This is a genomic window from Hymenobacter sp. FMD4 (assembly GCF_058932745.1).
On record NZ_JBZYWH010000001.1, the window covers coordinates 45,021 to 70,402 of the forward strand.

20 protein-coding genes are annotated in these 25,382 nt (G+C 55.3%); 15 read left to right on the top strand and 5 right to left on the bottom strand.

Annotated features, from left to right (window positions below; genetic code table 11):
- Positions 1-208 precede the first annotated feature (208 nt).
- Positions 209-1,540, top strand: coding sequence for a M23 family metallopeptidase (locus AC5FXY_RS00205; RefSeq protein WP_493554614.1), 1,332 nt, complete (start codon positions 209-211; stop codon positions 1,538-1,540).
- A gap of 11 nt (positions 1,541-1,551) precedes the next feature.
- On the top strand, positions 1,552-2,127 hold the full coding sequence (locus tag AC5FXY_RS00210) for a hypothetical protein (protein WP_493554615.1): 576 nt from the start codon (positions 1,552-1,554) through the stop codon (positions 2,125-2,127).
- Between the two features lie 385 nt (positions 2,128-2,512).
- Here AC5FXY_RS00210 and AC5FXY_RS00215 read toward each other — a convergent pair whose 3' ends face one another.
- The 3 genes from AC5FXY_RS00215 to AC5FXY_RS00225 form a co-directional block, all read right to left on the bottom strand.
- Positions 2,513-4,141: an acyl-CoA carboxylase subunit beta gene (locus AC5FXY_RS00215; RefSeq protein ID WP_493554943.1), complete on the bottom strand. Its 1,629-nt coding sequence runs from the start codon at positions 4,139-4,141 to the stop codon at positions 2,513-2,515.
- Between the two features lie 167 nt (positions 4,142-4,308).
- Positions 4,309-5,346: an MlaD family protein gene (locus tag AC5FXY_RS00220; RefSeq protein WP_493554616.1), complete on the bottom strand. Its 1,038-nt coding sequence runs from the start codon at positions 5,344-5,346 to the stop codon at positions 4,309-4,311.
- 74 nt (positions 5,347-5,420) lie between these two features.
- Entirely contained in the window at positions 5,421-6,176 is a 756-nt protein-coding gene (locus AC5FXY_RS00225) for an N-acetylmuramoyl-L-alanine amidase family protein (protein WP_493554944.1), read from the bottom strand.
- Between the two features lie 154 nt (positions 6,177-6,330).
- On the opposite strand from AC5FXY_RS00225, the gene AC5FXY_RS00230 reads away from it, so the two are divergent.
- The 9 genes from AC5FXY_RS00230 (at position 6,331) to rplS (ending at position 18,936) form a co-directional block, all read left to right on the top strand.
- On the top strand, positions 6,331-9,129 hold the full coding sequence (locus AC5FXY_RS00230; protein ID WP_493554617.1) for a putative LPS assembly protein LptD: 2,799 nt from the start codon (positions 6,331-6,333) through the stop codon (positions 9,127-9,129).
- 425 nt (positions 9,130-9,554) lie between these two features.
- Positions 9,555-13,070, top strand: coding sequence for a M43 family zinc metalloprotease (locus tag AC5FXY_RS00235; protein ID WP_493554618.1), 3,516 nt, complete (start codon positions 9,555-9,557; stop codon positions 13,068-13,070).
- A 263-nt stretch (positions 13,071-13,333) separates the two neighbouring features.
- Positions 13,334-14,149, top strand: a complete 816-nt coding sequence (panB, locus tag AC5FXY_RS00240; RefSeq protein ID WP_493554619.1) for a 3-methyl-2-oxobutanoate hydroxymethyltransferase — start codon at positions 13,334-13,336, stop codon at positions 14,147-14,149.
- Between the two features lie 285 nt (positions 14,150-14,434).
- On the top strand, positions 14,435-15,151 hold the full coding sequence (locus AC5FXY_RS00245; protein ID WP_493554620.1) for an RluA family pseudouridine synthase: 717 nt from the start codon (positions 14,435-14,437) through the stop codon (positions 15,149-15,151).
- A gap of 186 nt (positions 15,152-15,337) precedes the next feature.
- Positions 15,338-16,099, top strand: coding sequence for an acyl-CoA desaturase (locus tag AC5FXY_RS00250; RefSeq protein WP_493554621.1), 762 nt, complete (start codon positions 15,338-15,340; stop codon positions 16,097-16,099).
- Positions 16,100-16,375: 276 nt separating this feature from the next.
- Positions 16,376-16,924: a 30S ribosomal protein S16 gene (locus AC5FXY_RS00255; protein WP_493554622.1), complete on the top strand. Its 549-nt coding sequence runs from the start codon at positions 16,376-16,378 to the stop codon at positions 16,922-16,924.
- A 128-nt stretch (positions 16,925-17,052) separates the two neighbouring features.
- Positions 17,053-17,643 (top strand): ribosome maturation factor RimM, encoded by a 591-nt coding sequence (gene rimM, locus AC5FXY_RS00260; protein WP_493554623.1) that lies wholly within the window; start codon positions 17,053-17,055, stop codon positions 17,641-17,643.
- Between the two features lie 106 nt (positions 17,644-17,749).
- Positions 17,750-18,487, top strand: coding sequence for a tRNA (guanosine(37)-N1)-methyltransferase TrmD (trmD, locus tag AC5FXY_RS00265; RefSeq protein WP_493554624.1), 738 nt, complete (start codon positions 17,750-17,752; stop codon positions 18,485-18,487).
- Between the two features lie 92 nt (positions 18,488-18,579).
- Positions 18,580-18,936, top strand: a complete 357-nt coding sequence (rplS, locus tag AC5FXY_RS00270; RefSeq protein WP_493554625.1) for a 50S ribosomal protein L19 — start codon at positions 18,580-18,582, stop codon at positions 18,934-18,936.
- Positions 18,937-19,023: 87 nt separating this feature from the next.
- Here rplS and AC5FXY_RS00275 read toward each other — a convergent pair whose 3' ends face one another.
- Positions 19,024-19,431 carry a hypothetical protein gene (locus AC5FXY_RS00275; RefSeq protein ID WP_493554626.1) on the bottom strand — a complete coding sequence of 136 codons (408 nt, stop codon included), beginning with the start codon at positions 19,429-19,431 and terminating at the stop codon, positions 19,024-19,026.
- Positions 19,432-19,586: 155 nt separating this feature from the next.
- On the opposite strand from AC5FXY_RS00275, the gene AC5FXY_RS00280 reads away from it, so the two are divergent.
- Complete coding sequence (locus AC5FXY_RS00280; RefSeq protein WP_493554627.1) at positions 19,587-22,574, top strand: M1 family metallopeptidase; 2,988 nt, start codon at positions 19,587-19,589, stop codon at positions 22,572-22,574.
- A gap of 121 nt (positions 22,575-22,695) precedes the next feature.
- Complete coding sequence (locus AC5FXY_RS00285; RefSeq protein ID WP_493554628.1) at positions 22,696-23,184, top strand: inorganic diphosphatase; 489 nt, start codon at positions 22,696-22,698, stop codon at positions 23,182-23,184.
- Between the two features lie 80 nt (positions 23,185-23,264).
- Here AC5FXY_RS00285 and AC5FXY_RS00290 read toward each other — a convergent pair whose 3' ends face one another.
- Positions 23,265-23,969 (bottom strand): hypothetical protein, encoded by a 705-nt coding sequence (locus AC5FXY_RS00290; RefSeq protein WP_493554629.1) that lies wholly within the window; start codon positions 23,967-23,969, stop codon positions 23,265-23,267.
- Between the two features lie 264 nt (positions 23,970-24,233).
- On the opposite strand from AC5FXY_RS00290, the gene AC5FXY_RS00295 reads away from it, so the two are divergent.
- The gene (locus AC5FXY_RS00295) at positions 24,234-24,641 is read left to right on the top strand and encodes a 6-pyruvoyl trahydropterin synthase family protein (RefSeq protein ID WP_493554630.1); all 408 of its coding nucleotides are present in this window, start codon (positions 24,234-24,236) and stop codon (positions 24,639-24,641) included.
- A complete protein-coding gene (gene folE / locus AC5FXY_RS00300; protein ID WP_493554631.1) occupies positions 24,634-25,299 on the top strand; it encodes a GTP cyclohydrolase I FolE in 666 nt (221 codons plus the stop codon). Before AC5FXY_RS00295 ends, folE begins: the two co-directional genes overlap by 8 nt.
- Positions 25,300-25,382 lie beyond the last annotated feature (83 nt).

Below are 25,382 nucleotides of genomic sequence, written 5' to 3' on the forward strand. Positions count from 1 at the left end.
CATAAAAACAATTATAGTCCCTAAGCACTATGTCGAGCTAAATGACAACCCAAGTTATTCATAAAAAAGTTATAGTCCCTCTAGATCCATAATCTTCCTTTTATGCTTAGGCAAGGTCACCAATCTTTGTTATACATAAACTCGAAAAAGCACTAACACTTAATCATACCACTAATCTTTCCTTCACTCTTAGCCCACTTGCTTAAAAATGAAAAGGACCTACCATTTATTTACATGTTTGGCGTTTTCTACAGCACTGTTAATAAGCTGTAATAAAAATGAAATTGAAATAACGAAATCAGAAAGCAAACACCAGACTGAAGATAATTTAAGGATAGCAAAGCAATTATATAGCAATAGCGACACTCAAAAAGCAATAGAAAAAATTTTGCGCAGCAAGCCAATCAATAATATCAAATGGTCTTGGGAACCAGATTGGAATAACACAACTACTAAAATAATAAATGGCAAAGAATATTTATACATACCATTAGAACCAAAGACAGATTCTGGAGTGAAAATAAAGCTTTATGGCACCAATAAAATATTAAGGCTTAAGAAAACAAATAATGATTACGAATATGAATTATTGAATTATTTTTCATCCAAAGAATACGAGCAATTCAAAAAAGAGTTGCTCACAAAGGATTTAACATATTTCACAGGTGATTTAATTGTACACAATTTAAACACCAAACAGGCGTATATATATCAATATAAAACAGGAAACAAACAGCCAACTTCACAAAAAAAGCAAAACACGAATAAATCATTTTCTCAAGAAAGCTCTTGCTACGATTACTATTATTGCTCATGGGGCCTATATTGCACAGACAGGTTTGAGTTTGGGATAGTACAGAATAGTGGAATAGGAGGATGTGAAACTCCGTATGGCGTAACACTATCATGTGGTTATTATACACAGTACACTTTAAACGATTACTACTTTGAGACTGTATGTGAACCATCAGATCCCAGTGATGACCCAAATCCAGGGGGAGGGTCTGGAACACCTGGATCAGACCCTAATCTCCCTTGTCCAGGAGATCCACTTAACAATCCAACAATAGCCCCCTCATCACCTGGTAATATTGCCGGAGGAACATTTGGAAACACTCGCGATGGAGGGACCAAAGCTCATTACGGTTTGGATTTAGCTGCTGAACCTGGTACACCTATCGTTGCTGCTTATGGTGGGGTAGTTACAGCAATAAGAAGTTCCTTTGCTCCTGGCGAATACGCAAATAAATCATATGGCAACTTTATCGAGGTCAGGAGCCGCATTTTTGGGCAAACAGTATTCATAAAATACTGCCACTTAGATGGAGTAGATTCAGGCTTGGCTGTTGGGTCTACAGTAAGTCAAGGAAGTAACATAGCCACATCAGGCAGCACCGGCAATGCAGCATCCGCAAGCGTAAGAGTTAAGCATTTGCATCTTGAGGTACGAGATGCAAACCGGCAACTCTTAGACCCACAACTTTACATCAGCACTCAACTTGATCTAACAACCGGTACCGGAACTAGACCATGCAACTAACCCAATCAATCATGAAAAAAGCACTAATCTTTGCTGTAACGTTAGCCATTCTAAGTCTAACAAGTATCACCTTAGCATTTAGCCAGGCAAGGATTGATATTATCAACTTTGCTTTGATGAAAGCAAATGATACAAATAGCGCTCGTGTATATTTAGGCAATAGCAAAGGCACTGTTATTGCTGCCTTTGGGAATCCTCATCAGATCAGCAATGAACACTGGGAAACAGCTAACGAAAATGCAGAAAAATTGACATACGGAAACAATACGTTGTATTTCTTAAATGACATTTTAGTTAGTTTTGACATCAAAGACAGAACCCTTATAGTAGGGCAAGACTATTCTTCTGCTTTTGGAATTGGTTCGTATATGGATACTCAAGAAATAGGCCCTCCTGGCAAAACCAGAACGACTGACTACTTTTATGGTTACAATATCACTAAGACACCGGGAAAGACAAGAAACATTAATTATGCTATTATTAGCTTAAACTTTCTCAAAAGAGGAACCATGAATTTGGACACCTCAATTGAGGTACTATTCAACAATAATAAACAAATTACCAACATTCATTTAGGCAGCATATAAACAATCAACCGGCCAGGAGAATCTTGTACTCCTGGCCGGTTGATTGTTTATATGCTGCCTAAACACAAGGTTTATCTGAATAGCATGCTCCTTGGCTAATAGTAGTCTAATTCGAGAGCACATTGTCGCCTATACTTGTCAATGATTGATTAGTTGAATGCACACCTGGGGCAGGGCAACGAGTGAATAAACAGGAGGCCCTGCACATGAGCAAGCTGCTGTGTTATTACAAGAAATTATCAACTAGATTCTACTGTCATAATCTTCCCGCGTCCTTTGAGTGAGTAGGCAAAACGCTGGCCTGCATCCGTTAGTGTTAAGGTTGATTTTATCTGCTTAGACACACTCGTACATGCCACGCTCGCCAAGCGCACAATGGTACAAATCACACCTGAATCACGCCCACATTGTACGCCTTCTCAATCGGCGCATGGTTGGCCATCTTGATGCCTTCGCTGATAACCTGCCGCGTTTCCAGCGGGTCAATCACGGCATCCACCCATAGGCGGGCCGCTGCATAATAAGGCGACAGTTGCTCGTCGTATTTGGCTTTGATGCGGTCCAGCAATTCCTTTTCGGCTTCGGGCGTAATGGTCTCGCCTTTGGCTTTCAGTGAGGCCACCTGAATCTGGAGCAGCGTATTGGCGGCAGCGGCACCGCTCATTACGGCTAGCTGGGCCGAGGGCCAGGCCACAATCAAGCGCGGGTCGTATGCTTTGCCACACATGGCATAGTTACCGGCGCCGTACGAGTTGCCGATGATGACCGAGAACTTCGGCACCACGGAGTTGGCCATGGCATTAACCATTTTCGCGCCGTCCTTGATGATACCGCCGTGCTCTGACTGCGAGCCAACCATGAAGCCTGACACATCGTGCAGGAACACCAGCGGAATCTTCTTCTGGTTGCAGTTCATGATGAAGCGCGCTGCTTTATCAGCGGAGTCAGAGTAGATGACGCCGCCCATCTGCATGGCGCCCTTCTTCGACTTCACAATTTTGCGCTGGTTGGCCACGATGCCTACTGCCCAGCCGTCAATACGGGCCAAGCCGCAAATAAGCGTCTGGCCGTAAAGGTCTTTGTAGGGCTCAAACTCCGAGTTGTCGACCAAGCGCCGGATGATGTCCATCATGTCGTAGGGCTTCACACGGTCCGACGGGAGAATACCATAGATTTCCTGCGGATTCTCGGCCGGAGCCTGAGGCTCTGCACGGTTAAAGCCCGCCGAGGGCGTGGCCCCCATCTTGTCGAAGATGTTGCGGATGTGGTCGAGGCACTCCTGGTCGTTGGCGAACTTGTAGTCCGTTACGCCCGAAATTTCCGAGTGCGTAGTAGCACCGCCCAATGTCTCGTTGTCGATGCTTTCGCCAATGGCTGATTTTACGAGGTACGAGCCAGCGAGGAACACCGAGCCGGTGCCATCTACGATCATGGCCTCATCAGACATAATTGGCAGGTACGCACCGCCCGCCACGCACGGGCCCATAATAGCCGCAATCTGCACGATGCCCATCGACGACATCACCGCGTTGTTGCGGAAGATGCGGCCAAAGTGCTCCTTATCAGGAAAAATCTCGTCCTGCATGGGCAGGTACACCCCCGCCGAATCGACGAGGTAAATAATCGGCAGCTTGTTTTCGATGCTGATTTCCTGAGCGCGCAAGTTTTTCTTGGCCGTAATCGGAAACCAGGCCCCAGCCTTCACCGTGGCGTCGTTGGCCACGATGACGCACTGCCGGCCCTTCACGTAGCCAATCACTACCACCACGCCGCCACTTGGGCAGCCGCCTTCCGATTGGTACATACCCTCACCGGCAAACGCGCCGATTTCGGTCATCTCGGAACCGTTATCCACCAAGTACTCAATCCGCTCCCGGGCGGTGAGCTTGCCTTTTTCCTTGTGCGCCGCGATGCGTTTTTCGCCGCCGCCCAGGTACACCCTTTTCAGGCGCTGGCTCAGCTGAAACACGAGCTGCTTGTTGGCGTCTTCGTTCTTGTTGAACTCCAGGTTGATCTTCTGGTCGGGCTGGGGGGAAGCAGGTTGATTCACGGGACGAAAGGGAATGCAGAATGGAGCGAATAATGGCCGCAACCGGCCGCTTTCAAAGATAGGAAAACAAAAAACCTAACGAGCGTTCGTAGCCCATTAGGTTTTTTCTGATTAGAACGACTGTGCCGGCCCTACGGCTTGACGGCGGTATCTACCGGGGCGGCTTGTTGCGTCACCGTCTTGGTTTCGCGCTCCACGGTACCGTCGGGGCTGGTTTTGGTTTCCGTTTTGCGCTTGGTCTTCTTCTCCTTACCGCCTCCCCCAAACACCGAGAAGTGCACATAACGCTTGGGGTTAGCCTTTAAGTCGATCAACAAGGCGTTGGAGCTGGCCGCCGTGGCGTTTAGGTTAGTGTAAAGTGAATCGTCGTTGATGAGCTTGCCCAAAGAGCCCTTGGTGCTGGTCAGCGACTGGTTCAGTTGCTTCATGGCCACTTGGGCCTCACCGACGGTGGTATTGAGCTTACGCACGGTACTGGCCATCGGGGCTGATTTCAACGTGTCGGTAATCAGCGCCAGGTTAGTGGCCAACCGGTCAAACTTCTTTTCCGTCACGGTCAGCGCGCGCGTCAGTTCGGCCATGTTGGCCGTAATCTGATTGATGTTGCGCTGGTTCATCACCAGCATATTTTTCATGGCTTCGGTAGAGGCCTGCGTGTTCTGCAGGGTCTGCTGCAAGCTGATGCGCGCTTCCTTGCTCAGAAAGCTGTTTACCTTGATCAGCGTGGAATCGACGGTACCCAGTACGGGCAAAGCCCGGGCCTGAAACGCGTCGGTGATGCTAGCGGCGTGGTACGAGCGCAGCTCTTGGCCACCTTCGTACACCTTTGTATTACGGCCTTGCAGCAGCGTAATCGTCTTGGACCCCAGCAGCGTCCCCGACAGGCTGGCAATGGTAGAGTCGCCAACTTCCACGTCGCGGCGCACTTCAATGGCCACCCGGATGCGGTTGCCCTTGTCGGGCTGCAGCTCCAAGTTTTTGACCTGACCGATCTGGATACCGTTGAGCATCACCGGGGCCGAAGCATTCAGCCCGTCGACGTTGTCGTAGGTGGCGTAATAAGTGAGGTCAGAAGAGAATACGTTGCTGCCTTTCAGGAAACGAAAGCCGAAAAACAGCGCCACCAGGGCTACAATGGCCAATAGGGCAACTTTGGCTTCTTTGGACACGGGTATGGCGAAGAGAGGGAAGGATAAGGCGTATCACCGGCGCTCGGCGGTGCAAGATGGGGAGCGACGACCACTTATTCAGCGGGACCGTCTGATTCGAGCTCCTGCTTGTACTTTCGGAAGGCGCGGTAGATACCCGAAGCTATATACGTCTGCCCGGTCTTATCGTTCAGGTAACGCTCTTCGGCGGCATTGGTCAAAAATCCCGCTTCGATCAGTACCGATGGCATGGTAGATTTCCACAGTACCAAAAAGCCAGCCTGCTTTACCCCGCGCGACGACCGGCCTACCGAAGTGCGGAACTCATGGTCCACCTTGGCCGCGAAGCGCAGCGAATTGTCCATGTGGGCACTTTGGTACAGCGAAAACAGGATGTGGCTTTGGGGCGACGTGGGGTCGAAGCCGCTGTAGCGCTCTTTATAGTTGTCTTCCTGCAGAATTACGGCGTTTTCACGCTTGGCCGTGGCCAGGTTGGCTTCGGTTTTGTGCGGCCCCATGGTCCAGACTTCGGTGCCGTAAGCGGCCGAGGGTCCCGCGTTGCAGTGCACCGAGACGAACAGATCGGCGTTGTGCTTGTTGGCAATGCCAGCGCGGTCGGCCAGCTCCACAAACTCGTCGGTTTTGCGCGTGTACACCACCTTCACCCCGGGCATATTCTGCTCGATCAGGCGCCCGAGCTCCAAAATAATTTTCAGCGACACATCAGCCTCGCGGGCCTGCTTGCCGGCGCAGCCCCGGTCTTTGCCGCCGTGGCCAGCATCGAGTACTACCGTGCGCAGGCGGTAGGCCGGTGGCACATTGGGCCTAGCCCGGGAGGCATCGGCCAACAGGGTGGGCGCTTGTGCTACGCTGGTTGCCGGGCCGACATGCAGCGTGAGCAAGGCGGCACCAAGGAGGACAATATTCCGCACGGAGTTCGTTAGATGGGGCAGCTACCCGCTACTTTTGCACACTTAGCCACAAAATAAAGCAATTCCGCTCTACGTGACTCTTTCTGCGGCACATATTCAACCGCTTTGCCGCGGCGGGCTGAACTGGCAACGCCTGTTTCGGCTCTGTCTGCTGACCTGCCTGTGGCTGCTTTCCCAGCTTCCGGCGCATGCCCAGCAGCGCCCCACTACGCCCCCAGCCCCCCCCACGGCCCCGGCCAGCACCCCACCCGACTCGCTCCAGGTAGGCGTGGGTGGCCGGCGCAAAGGCGATATTGAAACGACGGTAAAATACCAGGCCAAAGACTCCATCCGCTTTAATGTGCAGGAGCGCAAGGCTGTGCTCTACAACAAAGCCAACGTGGATTACGGCACCATGTCGCTCAAAGCGGGCGTCATCACCGTCGACTACAGCCAGAATCTGCTGACGGCCGAGGGCCGCGCCGACTCCACCGGCCGCGTACGCGACCGGCCGGTTTTCAAAGACGCCGCCGAAACCTATCAGGCAGGCCGCATTGCTTATAACTTTAAGACCCGTAAGGGTAAGATCAGCGAAGCCGTAACTCAGCAGGGCGAAGGCTACATCCACGCCGAAGTTGTCAAGAAAAACGAGCGCAACGAGATATTCGGCCTGCGCGGGCGCTACACCACCTGCAACCTGGAGCACCCGCATTTCCACATCAACGCCACCAAAATGAAGGTGGACCCGGGCAAGCGCGTGGTTACGGGACCGTTTAACCTGGTTATCGGCGACATCCCGACACCGCTGGGCTTTCTGTTCGGCTACTTTCCCACGCCGGGCAAAAGCCGCTCATCGGGCTTCATCATTCCCACATTTGGCCAAGCCATCGACCGTGGTTTCTACCTGACCAATGGCGGCTATTATTGGGCCGTGAATCAGTACATGGGCCTGCGCGTAACGGGCAACGTGTACTCCGGCCGGGGTGTCTCCTTTGGTGGCTGGGGCGTGACCACCGACCTCACGTACCGCAAGCGCTACAGCTACGACGGCCGCCTAGACTTCAGCTACCAAGAACGGCCGGAAAGAATTCGACAAACCGAAGCTGTTGCGGTGGGCCCTGATGTGCGCCGTAATTTCAAGCCGCGCACATACTGGCTTAGCTGGTCGCACTCTCCTACTCCGCGTCCCGGCGGCGGGCGCTTTTCGGCCAACGTGCGCACGGGCAGCCCGGAATTCAACCGCCAGAATTCCTTGGACGTGCGTAACTACCTCACGCCAGCTTTCAACTCCTCCATCAGCTACCAGAAGCAGCTGCGAAACCTGCCCATCAACTACTCCATCAACGCGGCGCAGGATTTGAATACCATCACCGGCACTGCTAACCTGACCTTGCCCGACATAACAGTGGGCGTGCAGCGACAGCAGATCTACCGGCTGCTAGGAGTGCCCACGCGCGACCGTTTCTACGAGCAGTTTGCGGTGGCCTACCAGTTTACGGGTCAGAACCGTCTTAGTAATACTGTAGCGGCCCGCACCTTGGAGAGCGGTATTCCTCTGCTGGGTGGCTCTACCCAACAGCGCACCATTCCGGTACAGTTTTCCAACCTGACGCCGTTTCTGCGCAATGCCCAGACGGGTATGCAGCACCGTTTTGATATCACGCTCGGCAACTACAGCGTGTTTCGGCACTTCTCGTTTACGCCTAACATCAACTACGGCCAGAACTGGTACCTCAAGAAGCTTAAATATGAGTACGTAAATGCTGCCCGGGCTATTAAAATCGATACTATAAGAGGGTTCAACGTGGTGCACAATTACTCGGCGGGCGCTTCGCTGTCGACGAACGTATACGGCACCGTCAACTTTAAAGGCAACAAAGGCATAAAGGCCATTCGCCACCGCGTAGCTCCCAGCTTGACGTACAGCTATGCCCCCAATTATTTTGGTTTCGAAAGCCTGTATCAAACGAACGTACTGCCCGGAGGCTTGCGCACTCCTTCCGGCCAGCTTTATACGGAAAACCAAAACCGCTTTTCGCGCTATGCGGGTTTTCCTTTTGGCATTCCGGGCAGTGGCCGCCAAAGCTTGGTAAGCTTCTCGCTGCAAAACCAGGTGGAAGCGAAAGTGCACAACAAGCAAGATACCACCGGTAGTCAGCCATTCAAGAAAGTCAGCCTGATTGACGGGTTGGACTTTGGCACCAGCTACAACTTCGCCGACACAGCGTTCCAACTGGCTCCGCTCAGTGCCAGCTTCCGTACACAGGTAGCCCAAAAGCTAAACATTCTCGTAGCTTCCAACTTCAATTTCTACCAGCGCGATTCCAGCGGTAACCTGCGCAACAAGCTGCTGCTTGACCAATCCAATCGCCGCCTGGCCCGCCTAGACAATGCCTCGGTACAGCTGTCGTATCAGTTCGATAGCAACCGCCGCTCGGGACAGCCCAACAACCGCCAGCAGCGCGTAGCCCCGGTAAACGACCCGGTGCTAGGCAACCCCAACCCGGTGGATTCTTACATCGATTACCTCGATTTCTCAATTCCCTGGACGCTGAATGCTTCATTGGGTGCCCTTTATCAGAACGCTGGACCGCGCCCCGACCGTAACGGCCAGCTACGGCCCCGGTCTTGGTCGGCCGTGTCGCTGAACATGAGCGGCGAAATCAAGCTAACCAATAACATGCGCCTGAGCTACACCACGGGATACGACTTCCTATCGAACCGCATCACGCTCACCCAGATCAACTTCTTCCGCGACCTGCACTGCTGGCAGATTACCGGTAGCTGGACGCCCACCGGCCAGATTCAGGGTTTCAACGTGACCATCGGAGCTAAATCGGCGCTGCTGCAGGACCTGAAGCTGAACCGCAACCGGACTTTCCTGAACCGATAGCAGTTCGACATTAACAGGCGAGGCCCGCCCTGAACCTTGTTTTTGGTTCAGGGCGGGCCTCGCCTGTTAATGCCTAAAGGGTCTTTATCTGGTGGCACTACTTATCTGTACATTGTACAATACGCACTTGATAAAGATCTATACATTATTCATAATAATTAGGATTCTAATCACATTATAATAAAATCAGTCATTACCCATTTACACCTTGCAATTCACTAATTTTTATCAACTATATTCGTCATTTAGGTTGATTAAAGCACAGTAGATCAAAAACCAAACATAGTGCTTTAGGCTGCCCCTCTGCACTCGTATCCTTTTCCTGTTCTTAACGGAGTCCTACTTTGGAGAACGTATGCTTCTGCATGCTTGCTCTGGGGGTTGCTCCGTTTTGTCATACAATTCCATACCACTTTCCTTTGTTGATGAAGCACCTTTACCTTCTGCTTACTGGATTCTTCATGACGTTGCTGGCCTCGGGTCAGCAAGCTCCCGGAGCTCTTCAGCGTACCCCGATGGCACCTTCTCCGACCGCCATCGGTCCGACGCGCACTTGCGCTACCGAGGAGATGAACGTCCAAATTCAGTCTCTGCTGCGCCAGCAGAACCCAAATTACGACCCGAACCGCCGGGTCGCTACCAGCTCGACTCCGTACCGCACGTCCAACACGCTCTACACCATCCCCGTGGTGGTACACGTTATCCACAATGGGGAAGCCGTCGGGACCGGCTCCAACGTAAGCCAAGCGCAGATTCAGGCTCAGATTGATGTGCTGAACCAAGACTTCCGCAACACCAACGCAGATGGAGCTCAAGCCCCTGGCGTATTCCAACCGCTCCGCGCCGACGTGCAGATTCAATTTGTGCTGGCCCGCATTGACCCAAGCGGCAATACGCTGCCGGAACCGGGGATTAATCGCGTAAACCGTAACACCAGGGGCTGGACGGCTCCGCCCTATACGCGAACTTACATCAACTCGACAATCAAGCCGGCCACCTCCTGGAACCCCAACAACTACATGAACTTCTGGTTGGCGGATCTGGATGGCGGCCTGCTCGGCTACGCCCAATTTCCCGATAACACGGCAGGTTTGCAGGGCTTGAACACCAGCGGTGGCAACGCCAACACGGATGGTGTAGTTTGTCTGTATTCATCGGTACCCGGGGGCGCGTCCACTAGCTACAACAAGGGCCGCACTGCGACGCACGAAGTGGGCCACTGGTTGGGCCTGTTCCATATCTGGGGCGATGCCAGTTGCGGCAACGACTACTGCACCGATACGCCCACGCAGCAAGGCAGCAACGGCGGTTGCCCTACCTTCCCCAAGATTACTTGCAGCAACCAAGGTGATATGTCGATGAACTACATGGACTACACCTACGATGCCTGTATGTACATGTTCACCGTTGATCAAAAGGCGCGTATGCAGGCTGTGATGGCCGCTGGCACTCCCCGCCGCACCTCGCTAGCCTCGTCACCCGCGGGCTGCAGCTCCTTTGTAACGGCTTCGGCTTCGAACAACGGACCGGTGTGCGAAGGCAGCACCATCAGCCTTTCCGCTACTGGCCCTTCGGGTGCGACCTATAGCTGGAGCGGCCCCGGAGGCTTCACCAGCACTCAGCAAAGCCCCTCTTTGAACAACGCCACGCTGGCCATGAGCGGTACCTATACGGTAACTGTGAGCTTGGCTGGCAGTTGCCCCGGCACGGCCAGCACCTCTGTCACGGTGAATGCTGCACCTGCTACTCCCGTAATCAATTCCACGGCTTCGACCTTATGCGTAGGAGGCTCCGCCATCCTTTCTACCCCACCGCCGCCCAGTGGCTCGGTACTTTCCCAAAACTTCAACGGCTCCCTTACGGGGTGGGCTTATAGCAGCTCCGGGACACCGGATCCGCTCGTAACAGCCTGGAAAGCCCGAACTGCGCCTTATAACTATCAAAGCGGTAACGTCAGACTGGAGAACTACTCCCTGAATGGCAGCACTTTCCTACTGGCCAACAGCGACGAAGGAGGACGTAATTCGGTAACCCATACTGCACTGAATTCGCCAAGCTTCAGCACAGTAGGTTATGCCACGCTGGAGCTTACGTTCCAGCACTTCTTCCGCCAGGCGAGCAGCACAGACGTAGCTACCGTGGAAGTATCCACCGACGCCGGTGCTTCCTGGAGCAGCGTAGCAGCCTACACTTCTACCCAGGGCAGTTCTACCACTCCTGCCTCCGCTACGGTTAACCTCAATGCCTACGTTGACAAGCCGGACGTGCGCCTGCGGTGGCGCTACCAGTCCAACTGGGGCTACTGGTGGGGCCTGGACAACGTTGTCGTGAACGGCACACCACGCGCGGTAACGTATGCTTGGAGTGTAATCAGCGGCGACGGCCTGCCAACCACCACCAACACGGCCAGCATAACGGTTACGCCCACCCGCACTTCTTTTTACAGCCTGTCGGTTGCTTACTCCGGCAGCCAGTGTACCTCAGCCAATATCGTAACCGTAACAGTGGCCCCGCCTACCTGGAATGGCTCTGCTTCTTCTGACTGGTATAATCCTGCCAACTGGACCGGCTGCGTTCCTTCACGTAGCATCGACGCGGTTATTCCGAGCGGATTAGCTACTTACCCAGTTATTCTGAGCGGCACGGCCGAAGTGCGTAACCTGACTCAGAATGGCAGCTTGACGCTCACTGCCGGTGAGTTGGCCCTTTACGGCAGCCACACCGGCAGCGGCACCTTTACCCAGAACGGCGGCGTTGTGTCGACGCGAGGAACGGCAGAACAGTCCCTGCGCGGCATTTCGTATTACTCACTTACTGTAGCGGGCAGCGGTGCCAAGCTGCTGCTTGGCCCAGCTACCATTCAGCACAGCTTGGTGCTGAACGGCGCGGTGTTGAATACCGGCATCAATACCATTACCCTGAGCCCGACGGCAACCATCACGGAAACGTCCGGCGGTTATGTGACTGGCCGCGTTCAAACCACCCGAAATGTGGGAACCAGCCAGGAAACGTTTGGCGGTATCGGCTTGAGCCTGACCCCGGCCGTGGCGCCAGGCCAGACTACCGTGCTGCGCGTGACGGGTGCTCCCCAGAGCGGCACGAATAACTCACAAAGCATTGCCCGCTATTACGACATCACGGCGCAGGTAAATACTGGACTGAACGCCACCATGGAGTACGCCTACTTCGACCATGAGCTGAACAGCATCGCAAAAAGCACACTGGACCTGTTTAAGTCCACCGATGGCGGCAGCAGCTGGACCCGCCAAGGCTTCACTTCCCGCGACGCAACAGCCAATACCGTTACCCGCACTGGTGTCGACGGCTTCTCCCGCTGGACCCTCGGCGACGGAACCAACCCACTCGGCACCTCACCGCTGCCCGTTACGCTGGTTAGTTTCACGGCCGAACGCCGCGGTGAGGCCGCCCTGCTGCGCTGGACCACCGCCCAGGAGAAAGATAACGACCACTTTGTTGTGGAAGTAAGCACGAACGGCCAGACTTACCGACCCGTAGGCCGTGTTGCCGGTCACGGCAATAGCACCCAGCGCTGGGACTACGAATTTGCCGATCAACAAGTGTCGCGCTATACTTCCCACTTACTTTACTACCGCCTCCGGCAGGTAGATACCGACGGCTCGGTACAGTTCTCGCCGGTTCGAACGCTGCGTATCGATGGGCTGCAATCCTTGTCGGTCACGGCGTCACCGGTACCCTTCAGCCACAGGGTAACGGTGGAAGTATTCGCCGCCGAAAACGGCCCTGCCGCCTTCCAGTTGCAGGACGCCCTCGGTCGCACCATACTCTCCCAAGCCGCTACGCTGTCCAAAGGGATAAACGCGGTGGAGATGGTAAAAGTAGCTAGCCTTCGTAGCGGCGCTTACATGCTGGTGGTGCAGCAGGGAGGCAAGCAAGTGCGCCTAAAAGTTGTGCGGGAATAACCCAGCCTTCCCTGTTCTAAAGCCCCGCTCGCTGCTTGGCGAGCGGGGCTTTATGTTTTGAACATGTGTATTTACCAGGGTGACGTACTGATGCAGTGCACCTGCTTTTCTTGTCGCCGGCGCGGCCAGGGAAGTAGGCATTATATCGCGCACGGCGCTGGACCGGATTACCTTCCTAGCTAAACGCCGAGGCAGCCGTTTTGCCAAAAAAACCGCAGTTTTACCACTTCTACCTTTACACCTCAACACCTCGTTCTTTTTCGATGTCGCAGCACAAGGAAATCAAGCGCGTCACCACGCACCAACTGCTGACCATGAAGCAGCGCGGCGAGAAAATCTCGATGCTCACCGCCTACGACTACTCCATGGCCAAAATCCTGGACGGCGCCGGCATCGACGTGCTGCTGGTGGGCGACTCGGCCTCCAATGTAATGGCGGGCCACGAAACCACGCTACCCATTACCCTGGACCAGATGATCTATCACGCTGCCTCGGTAGTGCGGGCGGTGGGCCGGGCCTTTGTGGTGGTGGACATGCCCTTTGGCTCGTACCAGGGCAACTCTTCCGAAGCCTTGCGCTCGGCCATTCGCATTATGAAGGAGTCGGGCGGGCACGGGGTCAAGCTGGAAGGCGGTGCCGAAATCAAGGAGTCCATCATTCGCATACTCACGGCTGGCATTCCGGTAATGGGGCACTTGGGCCTCACGCCGCAGAGCATCTACAAGTTTGGCACCTATACAGTGCGCGCTAAGGAAGAAGCCGAGGCCCAGAAGCTCATCGACGATGCCAAGCTGCTGGAAGAGCTGGGCTGCTTTGCCCTGGTACTGGAAAAAATTCCGTCCACCCTGGCCAAGCAAGTGGCTGAACAGCTCACCATCCCGGTTATTGGTATTGGCGCTGGCCCCGACGTAGACGGTCAGGTGCTGGTAGTGCACGACATGCTGGGTATCACTCAAGAATTCAAGCCCCGTTTCCTGCGCCGCTACGCCGAACTCGGCGACCTGATGCACCAAGCCGTGACTCAATACATCGAAGACGTGAAAAGCCGCGACTTCCCCAACGAAAAGGAAGCTTACTAAGCAGTAGGTCGACCCTCCAACCCAAGCCACCGGGGCGCTAATCAACCGATTGGCGCCCCGGTGGCTTATTACATCATGATCTGGAAACTCATTTTGGTGGCTTTCTCCTACTTGGCCAGCTTCTTGTCTGCTTCCGCAGGCGGCTATTCCAAACTCTGTCGTTAATTTGCATTTACCGTTGGATGGTGCGGCTCCCGGCTCCTGTGATGAGCGTGCGGTTTTGCTGCTGAGTTGACTTTTGCTGAGCCTCCCCCGACGCTGTGTTACCTTTTTCGGATTTCTATAGTGAATAGACCTGCCATCTGGTCGGAGCAGAAAGAAATTCTGTTCGAAGACAACCACCTGCTCATCGTCAATAAAACTGCCGGCACCCTGGTGCAGGCCGATGAAACCGGCGACGAGCCGCTCTCCGTCAAGGCTGCTGAATACCTGCGCCTGAAGTACAAAAAGCCCGGCAATGCCTTTGTCGGTGTGTGTCACCGCATCGACCGGCCGGTCACGGGTATTGTGGTGCTAGCCAAAACCAGCAAGGCTCTAAGCCGCCTGAACGAGATGTTCCGCGACAACCTCATGCACAAGACCTACTGGGCCTTGGTGGGCAAGACGCCGCAGCAAACGGAAGGGACGCTGGTGCATTGGCTGGTCAAAGACCCCATGCGCAACGTCACAAAGGCTTATCCTCAAAAGCACCAGCAAGGCCAGCGCGCCGAGCTGAACTTTAAAGTACTGGCCCAAGTAGGCCACCGCTACCTCATCGAGGTAAACCCAATAACCGGGCGGCCGCATCAAATTCGGGTGCAGCTTTCCACCGGCCTCGGCACGCCCATCACCGGCGACGTGAAGTACGGCGCCATGGCCCCCCTGCCCGACCTGAGCATTGCCCTGCATGCCCGACGGCTGTGCTTTAAGCATCCTGTTACGCAGCAGGAAATGGACATTGTGGCCCCACTACCCGATGCGGAAGTGTGGGACCCGGTCCGCAATGGCGAGCTGGTGAATTAGCCCTTCGGCCTTTTCAAATCCTCGAAGCAAGTCGCTGCGTTGCGCTTGAGTACCTGCCTGCACCTGACTAAAGTCAGCTTTTTCACCCGTTTCGTCGGTTGTACGTTTGCAGCTCAGCTTGAACTAATCAGCCTTGAGCGCGTTTAGCGTCCAAGGCGTTAACTCATTTTTTCCACACCACACCTCATGCCGATACTGCTGTTCTTCGTCGGGCACTGGTACCTGTCGCTGTTTGTGCAGACGTTTTACCTGCACCGCTACGCAGCCCACAAGATGTACACCATGAACCGTTTCTGGGAGCGGTTCTTCTTTGGGCTGACGTATGCCGCGCAAGGTTCATCGTACCTCTCCCCGCGGGCCTACGCGCTGCTGCACCGCATGCACCACGCCTACTCCGACACGGAAAAGGACCCGCATTCCCCCCACTTCTCGTCGAACGCATTTACGATGATGTGGAAGACTAAGAACATTTACAACGCCGTACTCCAAAACGACTACGAGCTGGCCAAGCGTTTCGACGGCGACTATCCTACTTGGAAGTCACTGGAGCGCATCGGCGACAATTGGATGTCGCGCGTGGGCTGGGGAACGGCTTACGTGCTGTTTTACGTGGCGTTTGCCACGGCGTGGTGGCAGTTTCTGCTATTGCCCATTCACTTCCTGATGGGCCCCATCCACGGAGCTATTGTGAACTGGAGCGGGCACAAGTACGGCTACCAGAACTTCGACAACAACGACAAGTCGCGCAACTCCCTGTTCTTCGACTTCCTGACCGGCGGCGAGCTGTTCCAGAACAACCACCACAAGCTGCCCATGCGCGTCAACTTCGGCGTGAAATGGTGGGAACTGGACCCCACCTACCCCGTTATCTGGAGCCTCGACAAAGTCGGCGTCATCAAGCTCAAGCGCAAGGTATCATCAGAAGATGCGGAGCGCATTGCAGCTTAAGGCGTAGGTTCTGTTTCCATCAAAAGGCCGCTCGGGTAATCCCAGCGGCCTTTTTGTTTTTCTGCACTTTGGATTCTATAGCAGTGCTTCTTTTTCCGACAGGATGCCAAGTAGCGGCCTACAAGTCCGCACAGGCCGTGCGCATAAACAGACGGGTGTTGTTCATACTTAGATTGTCTGTCTTAAACGCTCATGCCTGATTTATTTTGCTTACCTTTGCGGCCCATCTTATTTTTCACCCGACGGACGAGTTCCGTCACCTAACCGACACGGTTTATGGCAGTTAAAATCCGCCTCGCCCGCCGCGGCCGTAAAAAGGCCGCTATGTACGACATCGTAGTAGCTGATTCCCGCTCGCCCCGCGACGGCCGCTTCATCGAGAAGCTCGGCACCTACAACCCGCTCACCAACCCGGCTACCATCAACTACGATGCCGACAAGGCTTTCGATTGGCTGATGAAAGGCGCTCAGCCGACCGACACGGTGCGTGCGATGCTGTCGTACCGCGGTATACTGTTCCGCAAGCACCTGCAGCTGGGCGTTATCAAGGGCGCCATCACGCAGGATGTAGCGGATCAGCGCTACACCCAGTGGCTCGAGGAGAAGAACGCCAAGATTGAAAGCAAGCGCACCGGCCTGGGCGCCGCTAAGGACGAAGCGCGCAAGCAGCAGCTGGCCGCCGAAACCAAAGTGCGCGAAGCCCGCGCTGAAGCCCTGCGCCAAAAGCAAGCCGCTGCGGCTGCTGCCAACGCTCCGGCCGCTGAAGCCGATGCTACCGAAGGCGCCGAAGCTCCGGCCGAAAACGCTGAGGAAGCCAACGCGTAATCCCGTTCAGGAATCCTGAGTTTAGGAGTTTTTGGGTTTAAGAGTTGGGGCATTCCAAAAAGGAACTCCTACACTCTCAAACCCAAAGGCTCCTAAACTTTTTCCCTCTCACCCCAACCCGCAAAACCATGGCTATTTCGCTCGACGAATGCTACGAGCTGGGCCACGTGGTCCGGTCTCACGGCTTGCGCGGCCAGCTGGTGGCCGAACTCGACGTAGACGATATCGAGGCCTACCTCGATGTGGAGGAAGTGTACGTGGAGCGGCCGGCCGGCTCCGGCAAGCTGTACCGTTTCACGGTGGAGCGCATCTCCCAGCAGGCCAACTCGCGCGTGCTGCTCAAGCTCAAAAACGTCGACCGCGTAGAGGACGCCGAGCTGTTCCGGGGCCTGAAGTTGTTTCGTCCGCTGGAGGAGCTGCCCGAGCTGGAAGAAGACCAGTTCTATTACCACGAGGTCATCGGCTACACCATAGTCGATGCCAACTTGGGCAAATTGGGCACCGTGGAGAATTTCTACGAGATGAACGAGCACGACCTCTTGGCCATGAGCTATCAAGGCAAGGAGGTGCTGATTCCGGTGGTGGATGAGCTCATTCAGCACGCCGATGAGGAAAGCCGTGAGCTGTATGTAACGCTACCGGAAGGCCTATTGGAAGTGTACCTCAACCCCACCTCACGCGATAAGGACGAGCCCGACGAATTCGACGACGAGCCGTAGCAAGCCTGTCGGCTGCTATAGGCTCTTGCATCAGTGCCGACCAAACCCAGGCTTTCTTGCCCTTTGCCGCCATCGTGCACCCGGAGCATCACTTGTTCTATTCCCCATGCGCTTCGACATCATCACCTGCCAACCCGAGCTGCTGATCAGCCCCTTCGCGCACTCCATCGTGCGGCGGGCGCAGGACAAGGGCTTAGCCGAAATCCATCTGCACGACCTGCGCCAGTTTGCCATCAACAAGCACGGCCAGATCGATGACTACGCTTTCGGCGGCGGGGCAGGCATGGTATTGCGCCCTGAGCCCATAGCTGCTTGCCTCGACGGCTTACTAGCCGAGCGCCCGTACGATGCTATCGTCTACCTTACACCTGACGGGCCCACGTTTCGCCAGAGCACAGCCAACCGACTCTCGCTTACCCAGAACGTCATTCTGCTGTGTGGGCACTACAAGGGCATCGATGAGCGTATCCGGGAAGAGTACGTGACCGAGGAAATCAGCATCGGTGACTTCGTGTTGAGTGGCGGCGAGCTAGGCGCAGCCGTGGTGGTAGATGCGGTAGTGCGCCTGTTGCCGGGTGTGCTTGGCAACGAAGAATCGGCGCTGAGTGACTCGTTCCAGGATGGGTTGCTGGCGCCGCCTGTGTACACCCGCCCCGCCGAGTGGCGCGGCCGTGAGGTACCGGCTATTCTGATGTCGGGCGATACGCCCAAAGTTGACGAGTGGCGGCAGGAACAAGCCCTCGAGCGCACCCGCCAGCGCCGGCCCGATTTGTTGGCCGACTTACCGGCGGAAGCGTTTGAAGCGCCGTTAGCCCGCCGCCGCCGTAAAAAACCTAGTGCTTAGTATTGTAGCTAAGCAAAACTGCGCTATATTTGCGCCTCGTTACTGAAACCACTTGGGCGGCGGCGCCGTCCCTTTAAGATTTTTTTGCTGTCATGAGCCAACTTCTCGACCTCATCAACCAGGAAGCCAAAGAGCGCCGCGCCAGCTTCCCCGAATTTGCCGCCGGTGACACGGTTAACGTGCACGTTAAGATTCGCGAAGGCAACAAGGAGCGCGTTCAGCAGTTCCAAGGCGTAGTTATCCAGCGCCGGAACGCCAACACCAACGGCGAAACCTTCACCGTACGTAAGGTATCGAACCAGATCGGCACGGAGCGTATCTTCCCGATTATCTCGCCGAACATCGACAAGATCGAAGTGATTCGTCGCGGTAAAGTGCGTCGCGCTCGTCTGTTCTACCTGCGCGGCCTGTCGGGCAAAGCTGCTCGTATCAAAGAGAAGCGCGCCTAAAGCAACCGACTCCCGAGTACAAACGGGGCCTTCACCACACGGTGAAGGCCCCGTTTTTTGTGTACTATTTTTCTGGAACTAGCCTGTCTAGTTTTTGCGCCCGGCAGAATCCTGCCGCAAGTCTTCTTCCGGGGAGGTACGGCCGCCAGCTACTTCGCGGGCTGCTTCTTTGAGCGCCTGGCTAAGATTTTCGACGCGGGGGCGGACGTTGCCTTCGGCCAAGTGGGCAACCTTAGCGGTGTTCTCTCCGAGGCGGTGCAAGAGTTGCCCCACTAGTTTGCCATCGATGGCACCGCCGCCAAAGTGGGCCTTCAACGCCTGCAGATCCACAATGAGCTCATGAAAGTCCTGGTGGCCGGCATCTTTTAAATCCTCGATCCAGCGCTGCAGGTTGTTGTCGAGACCGGCGCGGCTGGCTTCTTCCTGTAGGTCGCCGCCGAGTAGTTTGGCAGCCGCATCGAGGTGTACCTCGTGCTGTACATACTTCTTATCCATCGGGCTTTAGGGGTATGGTTGAGCGATGCAGTGCCGCGTGGCACTGTGCACAGGCTAACGGGCAGCGTCGCGTCGGGGTTATGATTTGCGGGAGCAGCGGCCAACGTCATCCGCGCCGAACGCGTACTTTCGCCACGCATTCGCCTTTTCCTTCTATGCATAAACTATTCGTCGGCCTTGCGCTGGCAATGCTGCCGCTGGCGGCTGTAGCCCAATCTGCCCGCCCCTACTGGCAGCAGGAAGTCAATTACTCCATCGACGTGACTCTTGACGACCAGCAGCACGTGCTGACGGGCCGCGAGGAAATGCAGTACGTCAACAACTCGCCCGACGCACTGCCCTATATCTGGATTCACTTGTGGCCCAATGCCTACCGCGACAACAACACTGCCTTTGCCCGGCAACAGCGCCAAACGGGCAAGCGCAAGTTTGAATTTGCGAAGGCCAAGCAGCGCGGCTACATCGATCAGCTCGATTTTAAGGTAGACGGCCAAGCGGCCCGCTTGGAGTACGATCCGCAGAATCCCGACATGGCCAAGCTGCTGTTGCCGCAGCCGGTGCAGCCCGGCCAACGCATCAGCATCAGCACGCCTTTCCGGGTAAAGCTGCCCGATTCGTTTTCCCGCATGGGTCACGTTGACCAGAGCTACCAGATTACGCAGTGGTACCCCAAGCCCGCCGTGTACGACCAAGGTGGCTGGCATCCCATGCCCTATCTTGATCAGGGCGAGTTCTACTCTGAGTTTGGGTCGTTTGATGTGCGCATCACCCTGCCCGAAAATTACGTGGTGGGCGCCACCGGCGAGCTACAAAACCCCGATGAGCTGCAGCGGTTGGATCGGCTAGCCGCCGCCACTGCTACCAAGACCAAGCCGGAGGATTTCAGCAAGGACGAAGCCTTCCCGAAGTCCTCAGCCAACACTAAGACCCTGCGCTACACCCAGGACCGCATCCACGATTTTGCTTGGTTTGCCGACAAGCGCTTCAACGTGCTGAAGGATACTGTGCAGCTGCCTGGTTCGGGCCGCACCGTCACAGCCTGGATGCTGTTTACCAACCGTAATGCGGCCGATTGGCTGGCTCACCGCAACGACATTCGCTACGCGCTGGAAGGCTACTCGCGCTTTGTAGGCGAGTACCCCTATTCCGCTGCTACCGCCGTCGATGGTGCCTTGAGCGCCGGCTCGGGCATGGAGTACCCGATGGTGACGGTGACCGATCCGTTTGCCATTATCCATGAGGTGGGCCACAACTGGTTTTACGGCATTCTGGCTTCCAACGAGCGGGAGCATCCATGGCTCGATGAAGGCCTGAACACTTACACCGAAAACCGAGTAACGGAAACCTTCCAGCAGCCAGCCTCCGATCCGCTGGCTAAGGCCGTCAGCAGCCCTAAGGTGGCAGCTGCCTTCGGAGTAGAAGGCGTTCCTCCCCAAGCCGTGGCACAGCAGCAATGGCATGCCGTTGCGAGCCGCGGCTTGGATCAGCCCGTAGCGGGGGTACCGGCGGCGAAGTACACCAGCTACAACTACGGCGCCATCGTGTACGTGAAAACGGCCGGCTTGCTGCGCTACCTGGCGGGCTACCTGGGTCAGGAGAAATTTGACGCAGGCATGCGCCTGTATTTCGACCGGTGGAAATTCCGTCATCCTGGCCCAACCGATTTTCAGGCTGCCATGGAGGAAGGCGCCGGCCAGAACCTGGGCTGGTTTTTCCAGCAGATGATGGGCACCACCACCCGTTACAATGCCACGGTATCGGATCTGCTGCTGACTGATCAGCAGGTGAAAGTGCTGGTGCGTAACGAGTCCAACTCGCCGTGGTCAGTACCGGTGTCCACGGTGGATGCGCAGGGCAAAGTGCTCGAAACCCAATGGACGCCCGTATTTGGGGGCCGCGAAGCTGAGGACAAATCCGAAACCGAAGATACCGACGTCAGCCAGCTTAACTTCCGCCGCTCGTCGGAGGTAGCTGCCGTGGTGGTGGATGCGGAGTACCTCACGCCCCAGCTGAACCGCCGCGACGACCGCCGTGCGCTCGATGAATTTTTACCGACGGTGGAACGCTTGCGTCTGCGGCCGTTGCCAGGCATGGAACGCTGGGACCAGACGGCTGTGCAATGGGCTCCGGTGCTGGGCGCCAATACGTACGACAAGTTTATGCTGGGGGCTGTTTTTTACAACAACCCTTTAGTGCTGAACAAGCTGAGCTACGTGGCCATGCCCATGTTCAGCTTTAACCGCCGCGACCTGAGAGGCATCGGTCAGATCAACCTGACTGCCCTGCCAAGCAACCGTTATCTGCAGCGTGTTACGACCAGCTTCCTCGTTTCCAGCTTTGAGCGTTACACCAAGCTGGAGCCTAGTTTGACCCTTGAGCTGCCACGCACCGAGGAGTGGGGACTGCAACAGCAGGTGCAATTGGCTTACACCATCATTCGCTCCGATAGCCCGTTCCAGCGGTTTGCGTCCGACAACATCATCCCGACGGCTCGCTATGAGCTAAGCGGTGGCTCGGCCGTGCAGCAGTTCGGTGCCGATGTAGAGCTCAATGCATTCACTCCGCGCAGCGCTGGCACCAGCTACGACTCGCCGGCGCTGCTGCGCGCTGCGCTCAACTACAAGCGGTATTACAGCGAAAAACGCAGTGTTCGGGTGCGCGTATTTGGTGGCCGCTTTTTTCAGCAGCCCGCAGAGTCACCCTTTGTCATGGGCCTAAGCGGCAGCCCGGATTACCGCCGCCAGACAGCTTTCCTCGACCGCCGTCAGATTTCGACGACTCTGGCTGCCCAATCCCGCCAAACCGACGACCGCGACGGCGCCTTCAAAGCCTTCATCCCAGTTTATGCCGACAAGTGGCTGACCACTGTGAACTTGGAAGGCGACCTGCCCAAAACTTCCCTCATAGTATTCGCTGACCTGGGCACTGCCAACCGCCGCTTTGCCGGCAGCAGCACCTTCTACGACGCTGGCTTGGTAGTCCCGGTGCTCAATGACTTCTTCCGCTTGTATCTTCCCTTAGCGGGCACCCAATACGACAACGGTCTGCCCTCCAGCGGGCGTGAATTTTCCCGAAACATTCGCTTTGTTCTCAATCTTCAAAAAGCCAACCCACTACGCTTGCTCGATCAGGCGCTCCGCTAAGCGGCACCTGCTCCTAAGCCTGGGAGCCAGATCATTTCTGTTGGCAGCGGGTCTGACCGGCTGCCAACAGAAATACGATCAGTTGCCTGCTTACTCCGCGGAACGGCACCTGCTACAGGTTGTGGTAGAAACACCTGCGGGTACCAACCAGGTGCTACATTACAATCGCCACAACAACGATTTTCAGCCTGAGCAACGTGCTGGCGCTGACCAATCAGTACGCTTTCTGCCTCACCCGGCCAACGTAGGGTTCGTTCCCTCTACCCGGCTACCAGCTACCACAGGTTACCCACAGGGGCGTCCGCAGCCAGCGCTGGTACTAGCTGAAAGCCAGCCCCCAGGTACCGTGCTGGAAGTACTGCCCGTGGGGCTGCTTATGCTCGACAAAGCCGGCGAGTTAGAATCAGTTCTGATAACCGTACCGGCGCGGCCTAGCCAACAGATTCTCGCGGCAGAATCGTGGCAGGAGTTGACCAAGCGCTATCCAGCCGTACGCGACATGCTGCGTCTATGGTTCCAAAACTCGGCTGCTCCAGGGCAAGTGCGCGTGGTGGGATGGCGCGATGAGCAAGCCGCCGAACAACAAGTTCAGAAAGTGCACCAGCAGTAAGTGCTGAGCTTCTTTAAACGCAAAAACGGCCCCGCCTTTGTTGGCGGGGCCGTTTTTGCGTTCGGAGAGTCTTGTTACGACTACTCAATCTTGTTCATGCGCTCTTTCACCGACTCAAGTTGCACACGCATGTTAACAATGTCGGCGCGGGCGGCTTCCTGCTCTTTCAGGTTCGAATCAACCATGTTGTTGAGTTTCACCAGTTCAGCAGCGTTTTCGGCTAGCTGCTGCTGAATTTCCTGCTTCTTGGTCTTGTTCTTCTCGAGGTCTTTCTTGATGGCGTCCTGCTTGGCAATAACGGCCATGTGGTTGTTCTGCGAGTTGATCAGCGCCTTCTCAGCTTCAGCTACCTGTACGGCTACGTCTTCGCGGTACAGCTGACGAGCAAAGTCCTTCAGGTAAGCTTCAGCCGATTTCCACTGCTGGGGCGTAGCATCTTTGCTCAGGTAAGCGTTGCCAAGGTCAATTGACCACCATACGGTAGTGCCGGTGGGCACCGCGTCAACTTTGGTGATGATGCGGATGGGGGTCTTCGAAATGGACTCCACCACTACGCCCTCCATTGAGTAAACGCCTTTATCGGATTTTACTTTCCCGATTTTCTCGTTGATGAGCTTTACCCACGAGTCTTCCACGCGCTTGCTATCCAACTGGATAGTCACACGCTGACCTTTGCGGGGAATGCCTTTGATGGCCATATCCGTCTCGTCTACGGGCGAGCGTTGTGCAAAGCCGGCAGTCGTCAGGACGAACAGCAACAGGGAGAGGAGTACGCCTGATTTCATAGAATGTGAAATGAGTTTAAGAAATCAATGAGGAAGAGTGTTTCTGTCCGCTTTTGGATGAACAACTCACCAAATTTAACCAGCCAGCAACAAAGCGCCAGTCACTAACCTTGATTTTTTTTAGAGGATAGTCTTTTTATTAGATTAACAATTATTTATATTTGATAAGTGCAACATTAGAAAAATCTATGCTTGGTAAAGTCCTGTCAAAGAGCATGATGCAACTATTGAAACAAAGTATATCTTCCGCGGGTTAAGGGCACCATGATAGTAACTGTAGGACGTACCGAGCATTTCAATGCGGCGCATCGTCTATATAACCCCGACTGGACCGATGCCCGCAACGACGAGGTGTTTGGCGTATGCAACAACCCTAACTACCACGGGCACAATTACGTATTAACCGTCCGACTAAGCGGGGAACCCGATGCAGCTACCGGCTACGTATACGACCTCAAGCGTTTGAGCCAACTCATCAAGCGCGAGATTCTCGATAACTTTGACCACCGCAACCTGAATCTGGACACGGAAGACTTCCGCCAGCTCAATCCCACAGCCGAAAACATTGCCATCGTCTGCTGGCAGCGGTTGCGGCCTCACTTGGCCGATCATTTGGCCTTATCGGTTACGCTCTATGAGACGGACCGCAACTTTGTAGAATACCATGGCTAACCAGCCCGATCCGGCGGCCCTACCAGGAGCCGATGCCCACTTGGCCGCCGAGCTGCGCACCCCGCTGCGCCCCGATGCTTTTGCGCTCAGCGAAGACGATAAGATTGCCGGCATCACGGCGCATTTTCGTGAGATTATGCACCTGCTCGGCCTTGATCTTACCGATGATAGCCTGGCTGGCACGCCGCGCCGCGTGGCCAAGATGTTTGTGAACGAATGGTTTCGCGGCCTCGACCCACAGCACCGCCCTGAGGTACGGCTGTTTGAAAACCGCTACCAATACAATCACATCCTGGTGGAGCGAGATATTACGCTCTTCTCCTGCTGCGAGCATCACTTTGTTCCCATTATTGGCAAAGCCCACGTGGCCTACTTGCCCGGTGAGCATGTAGTAGGGCTTTCCAAGCTCAACCGCGTGGTGCAGTATTACGCCCGCCGTCCGCAAGTGCAGGAGCGCCTCACCCGTCAGATAGCGGAGGAGCTCAAACAGTCTCTACAAACCGATGATGTAGCTGTACTCATCGAAGCCGACCACCTGTGCGTGATGAGCCGCGGCGTCAACGACACCAGTAGCTCGACGATTACAGCTGAATACGGCGGGGCTTTTCAACGCGATGAGCACTTACGGCGCGAGTTTTTGCGGCTTATCGGTAAGTAATACTGGAGTCTACTCGGGCCACGGACTGAACATGCCAACCGGAGGCCGTACATTGCAAGCCCTTTTTGACCCAGGCTAACTTG

Bases quoted from the DNA above. Each gene is read 5' to 3' on its own strand.
- AC5FXY_RS00205 (WP_493554614.1), top strand. From the start codon at position 209: ATGAAAAGGACCTACCATTTATTTACATGTTTGGCGTTTTCTACAGCA.
- AC5FXY_RS00210 (WP_493554615.1), top strand. From the start codon at position 1,552: ATGAAAAAAGCACTAATCTTTGCTGTAACGTTAGCCATTCTAAGTCTA.
- AC5FXY_RS00235 (WP_493554618.1), top strand. From the start codon at position 9,555: ATGAAGCACCTTTACCTTCTGCTTACTGGATTCTTCATGACGTTGCTG.
- panB (WP_493554619.1), top strand. From the start codon at position 13,334: ATGTCGCAGCACAAGGAAATCAAGCGCGTCACCACGCACCAACTGCTG.
- AC5FXY_RS00250 (WP_493554621.1), top strand. From the start codon at position 15,338: ATGCCGATACTGCTGTTCTTCGTCGGGCACTGGTACCTGTCGCTGTTT.
- AC5FXY_RS00255 (WP_493554622.1), top strand. From the start codon at position 16,376: ATGGCAGTTAAAATCCGCCTCGCCCGCCGCGGCCGTAAAAAGGCCGCT.
- rimM (WP_493554623.1), top strand. From the start codon at position 17,053: ATGGCTATTTCGCTCGACGAATGCTACGAGCTGGGCCACGTGGTCCGG.
- trmD (WP_493554624.1), top strand. From the start codon at position 17,750: ATGCGCTTCGACATCATCACCTGCCAACCCGAGCTGCTGATCAGCCCC.
- rplS (WP_493554625.1), top strand. From the start codon at position 18,580: ATGAGCCAACTTCTCGACCTCATCAACCAGGAAGCCAAAGAGCGCCGC.
- AC5FXY_RS00275 (WP_493554626.1), bottom strand. From the start codon at position 19,431: ATGGATAAGAAGTATGTACAGCACGAGGTACACCTCGATGCGGCTGCC.
- AC5FXY_RS00280 (WP_493554627.1), top strand. From the start codon at position 19,587: ATGCATAAACTATTCGTCGGCCTTGCGCTGGCAATGCTGCCGCTGGCG.
- AC5FXY_RS00290 (WP_493554629.1), bottom strand. From the start codon at position 23,969: ATGAAATCAGGCGTACTCCTCTCCCTGTTGCTGTTCGTCCTGACGACT.
- AC5FXY_RS00295 (WP_493554630.1), top strand. From the start codon at position 24,234: ATGATAGTAACTGTAGGACGTACCGAGCATTTCAATGCGGCGCATCGT.
- folE (WP_493554631.1), top strand. From the start codon at position 24,634: ATGGCTAACCAGCCCGATCCGGCGGCCCTACCAGGAGCCGATGCCCAC.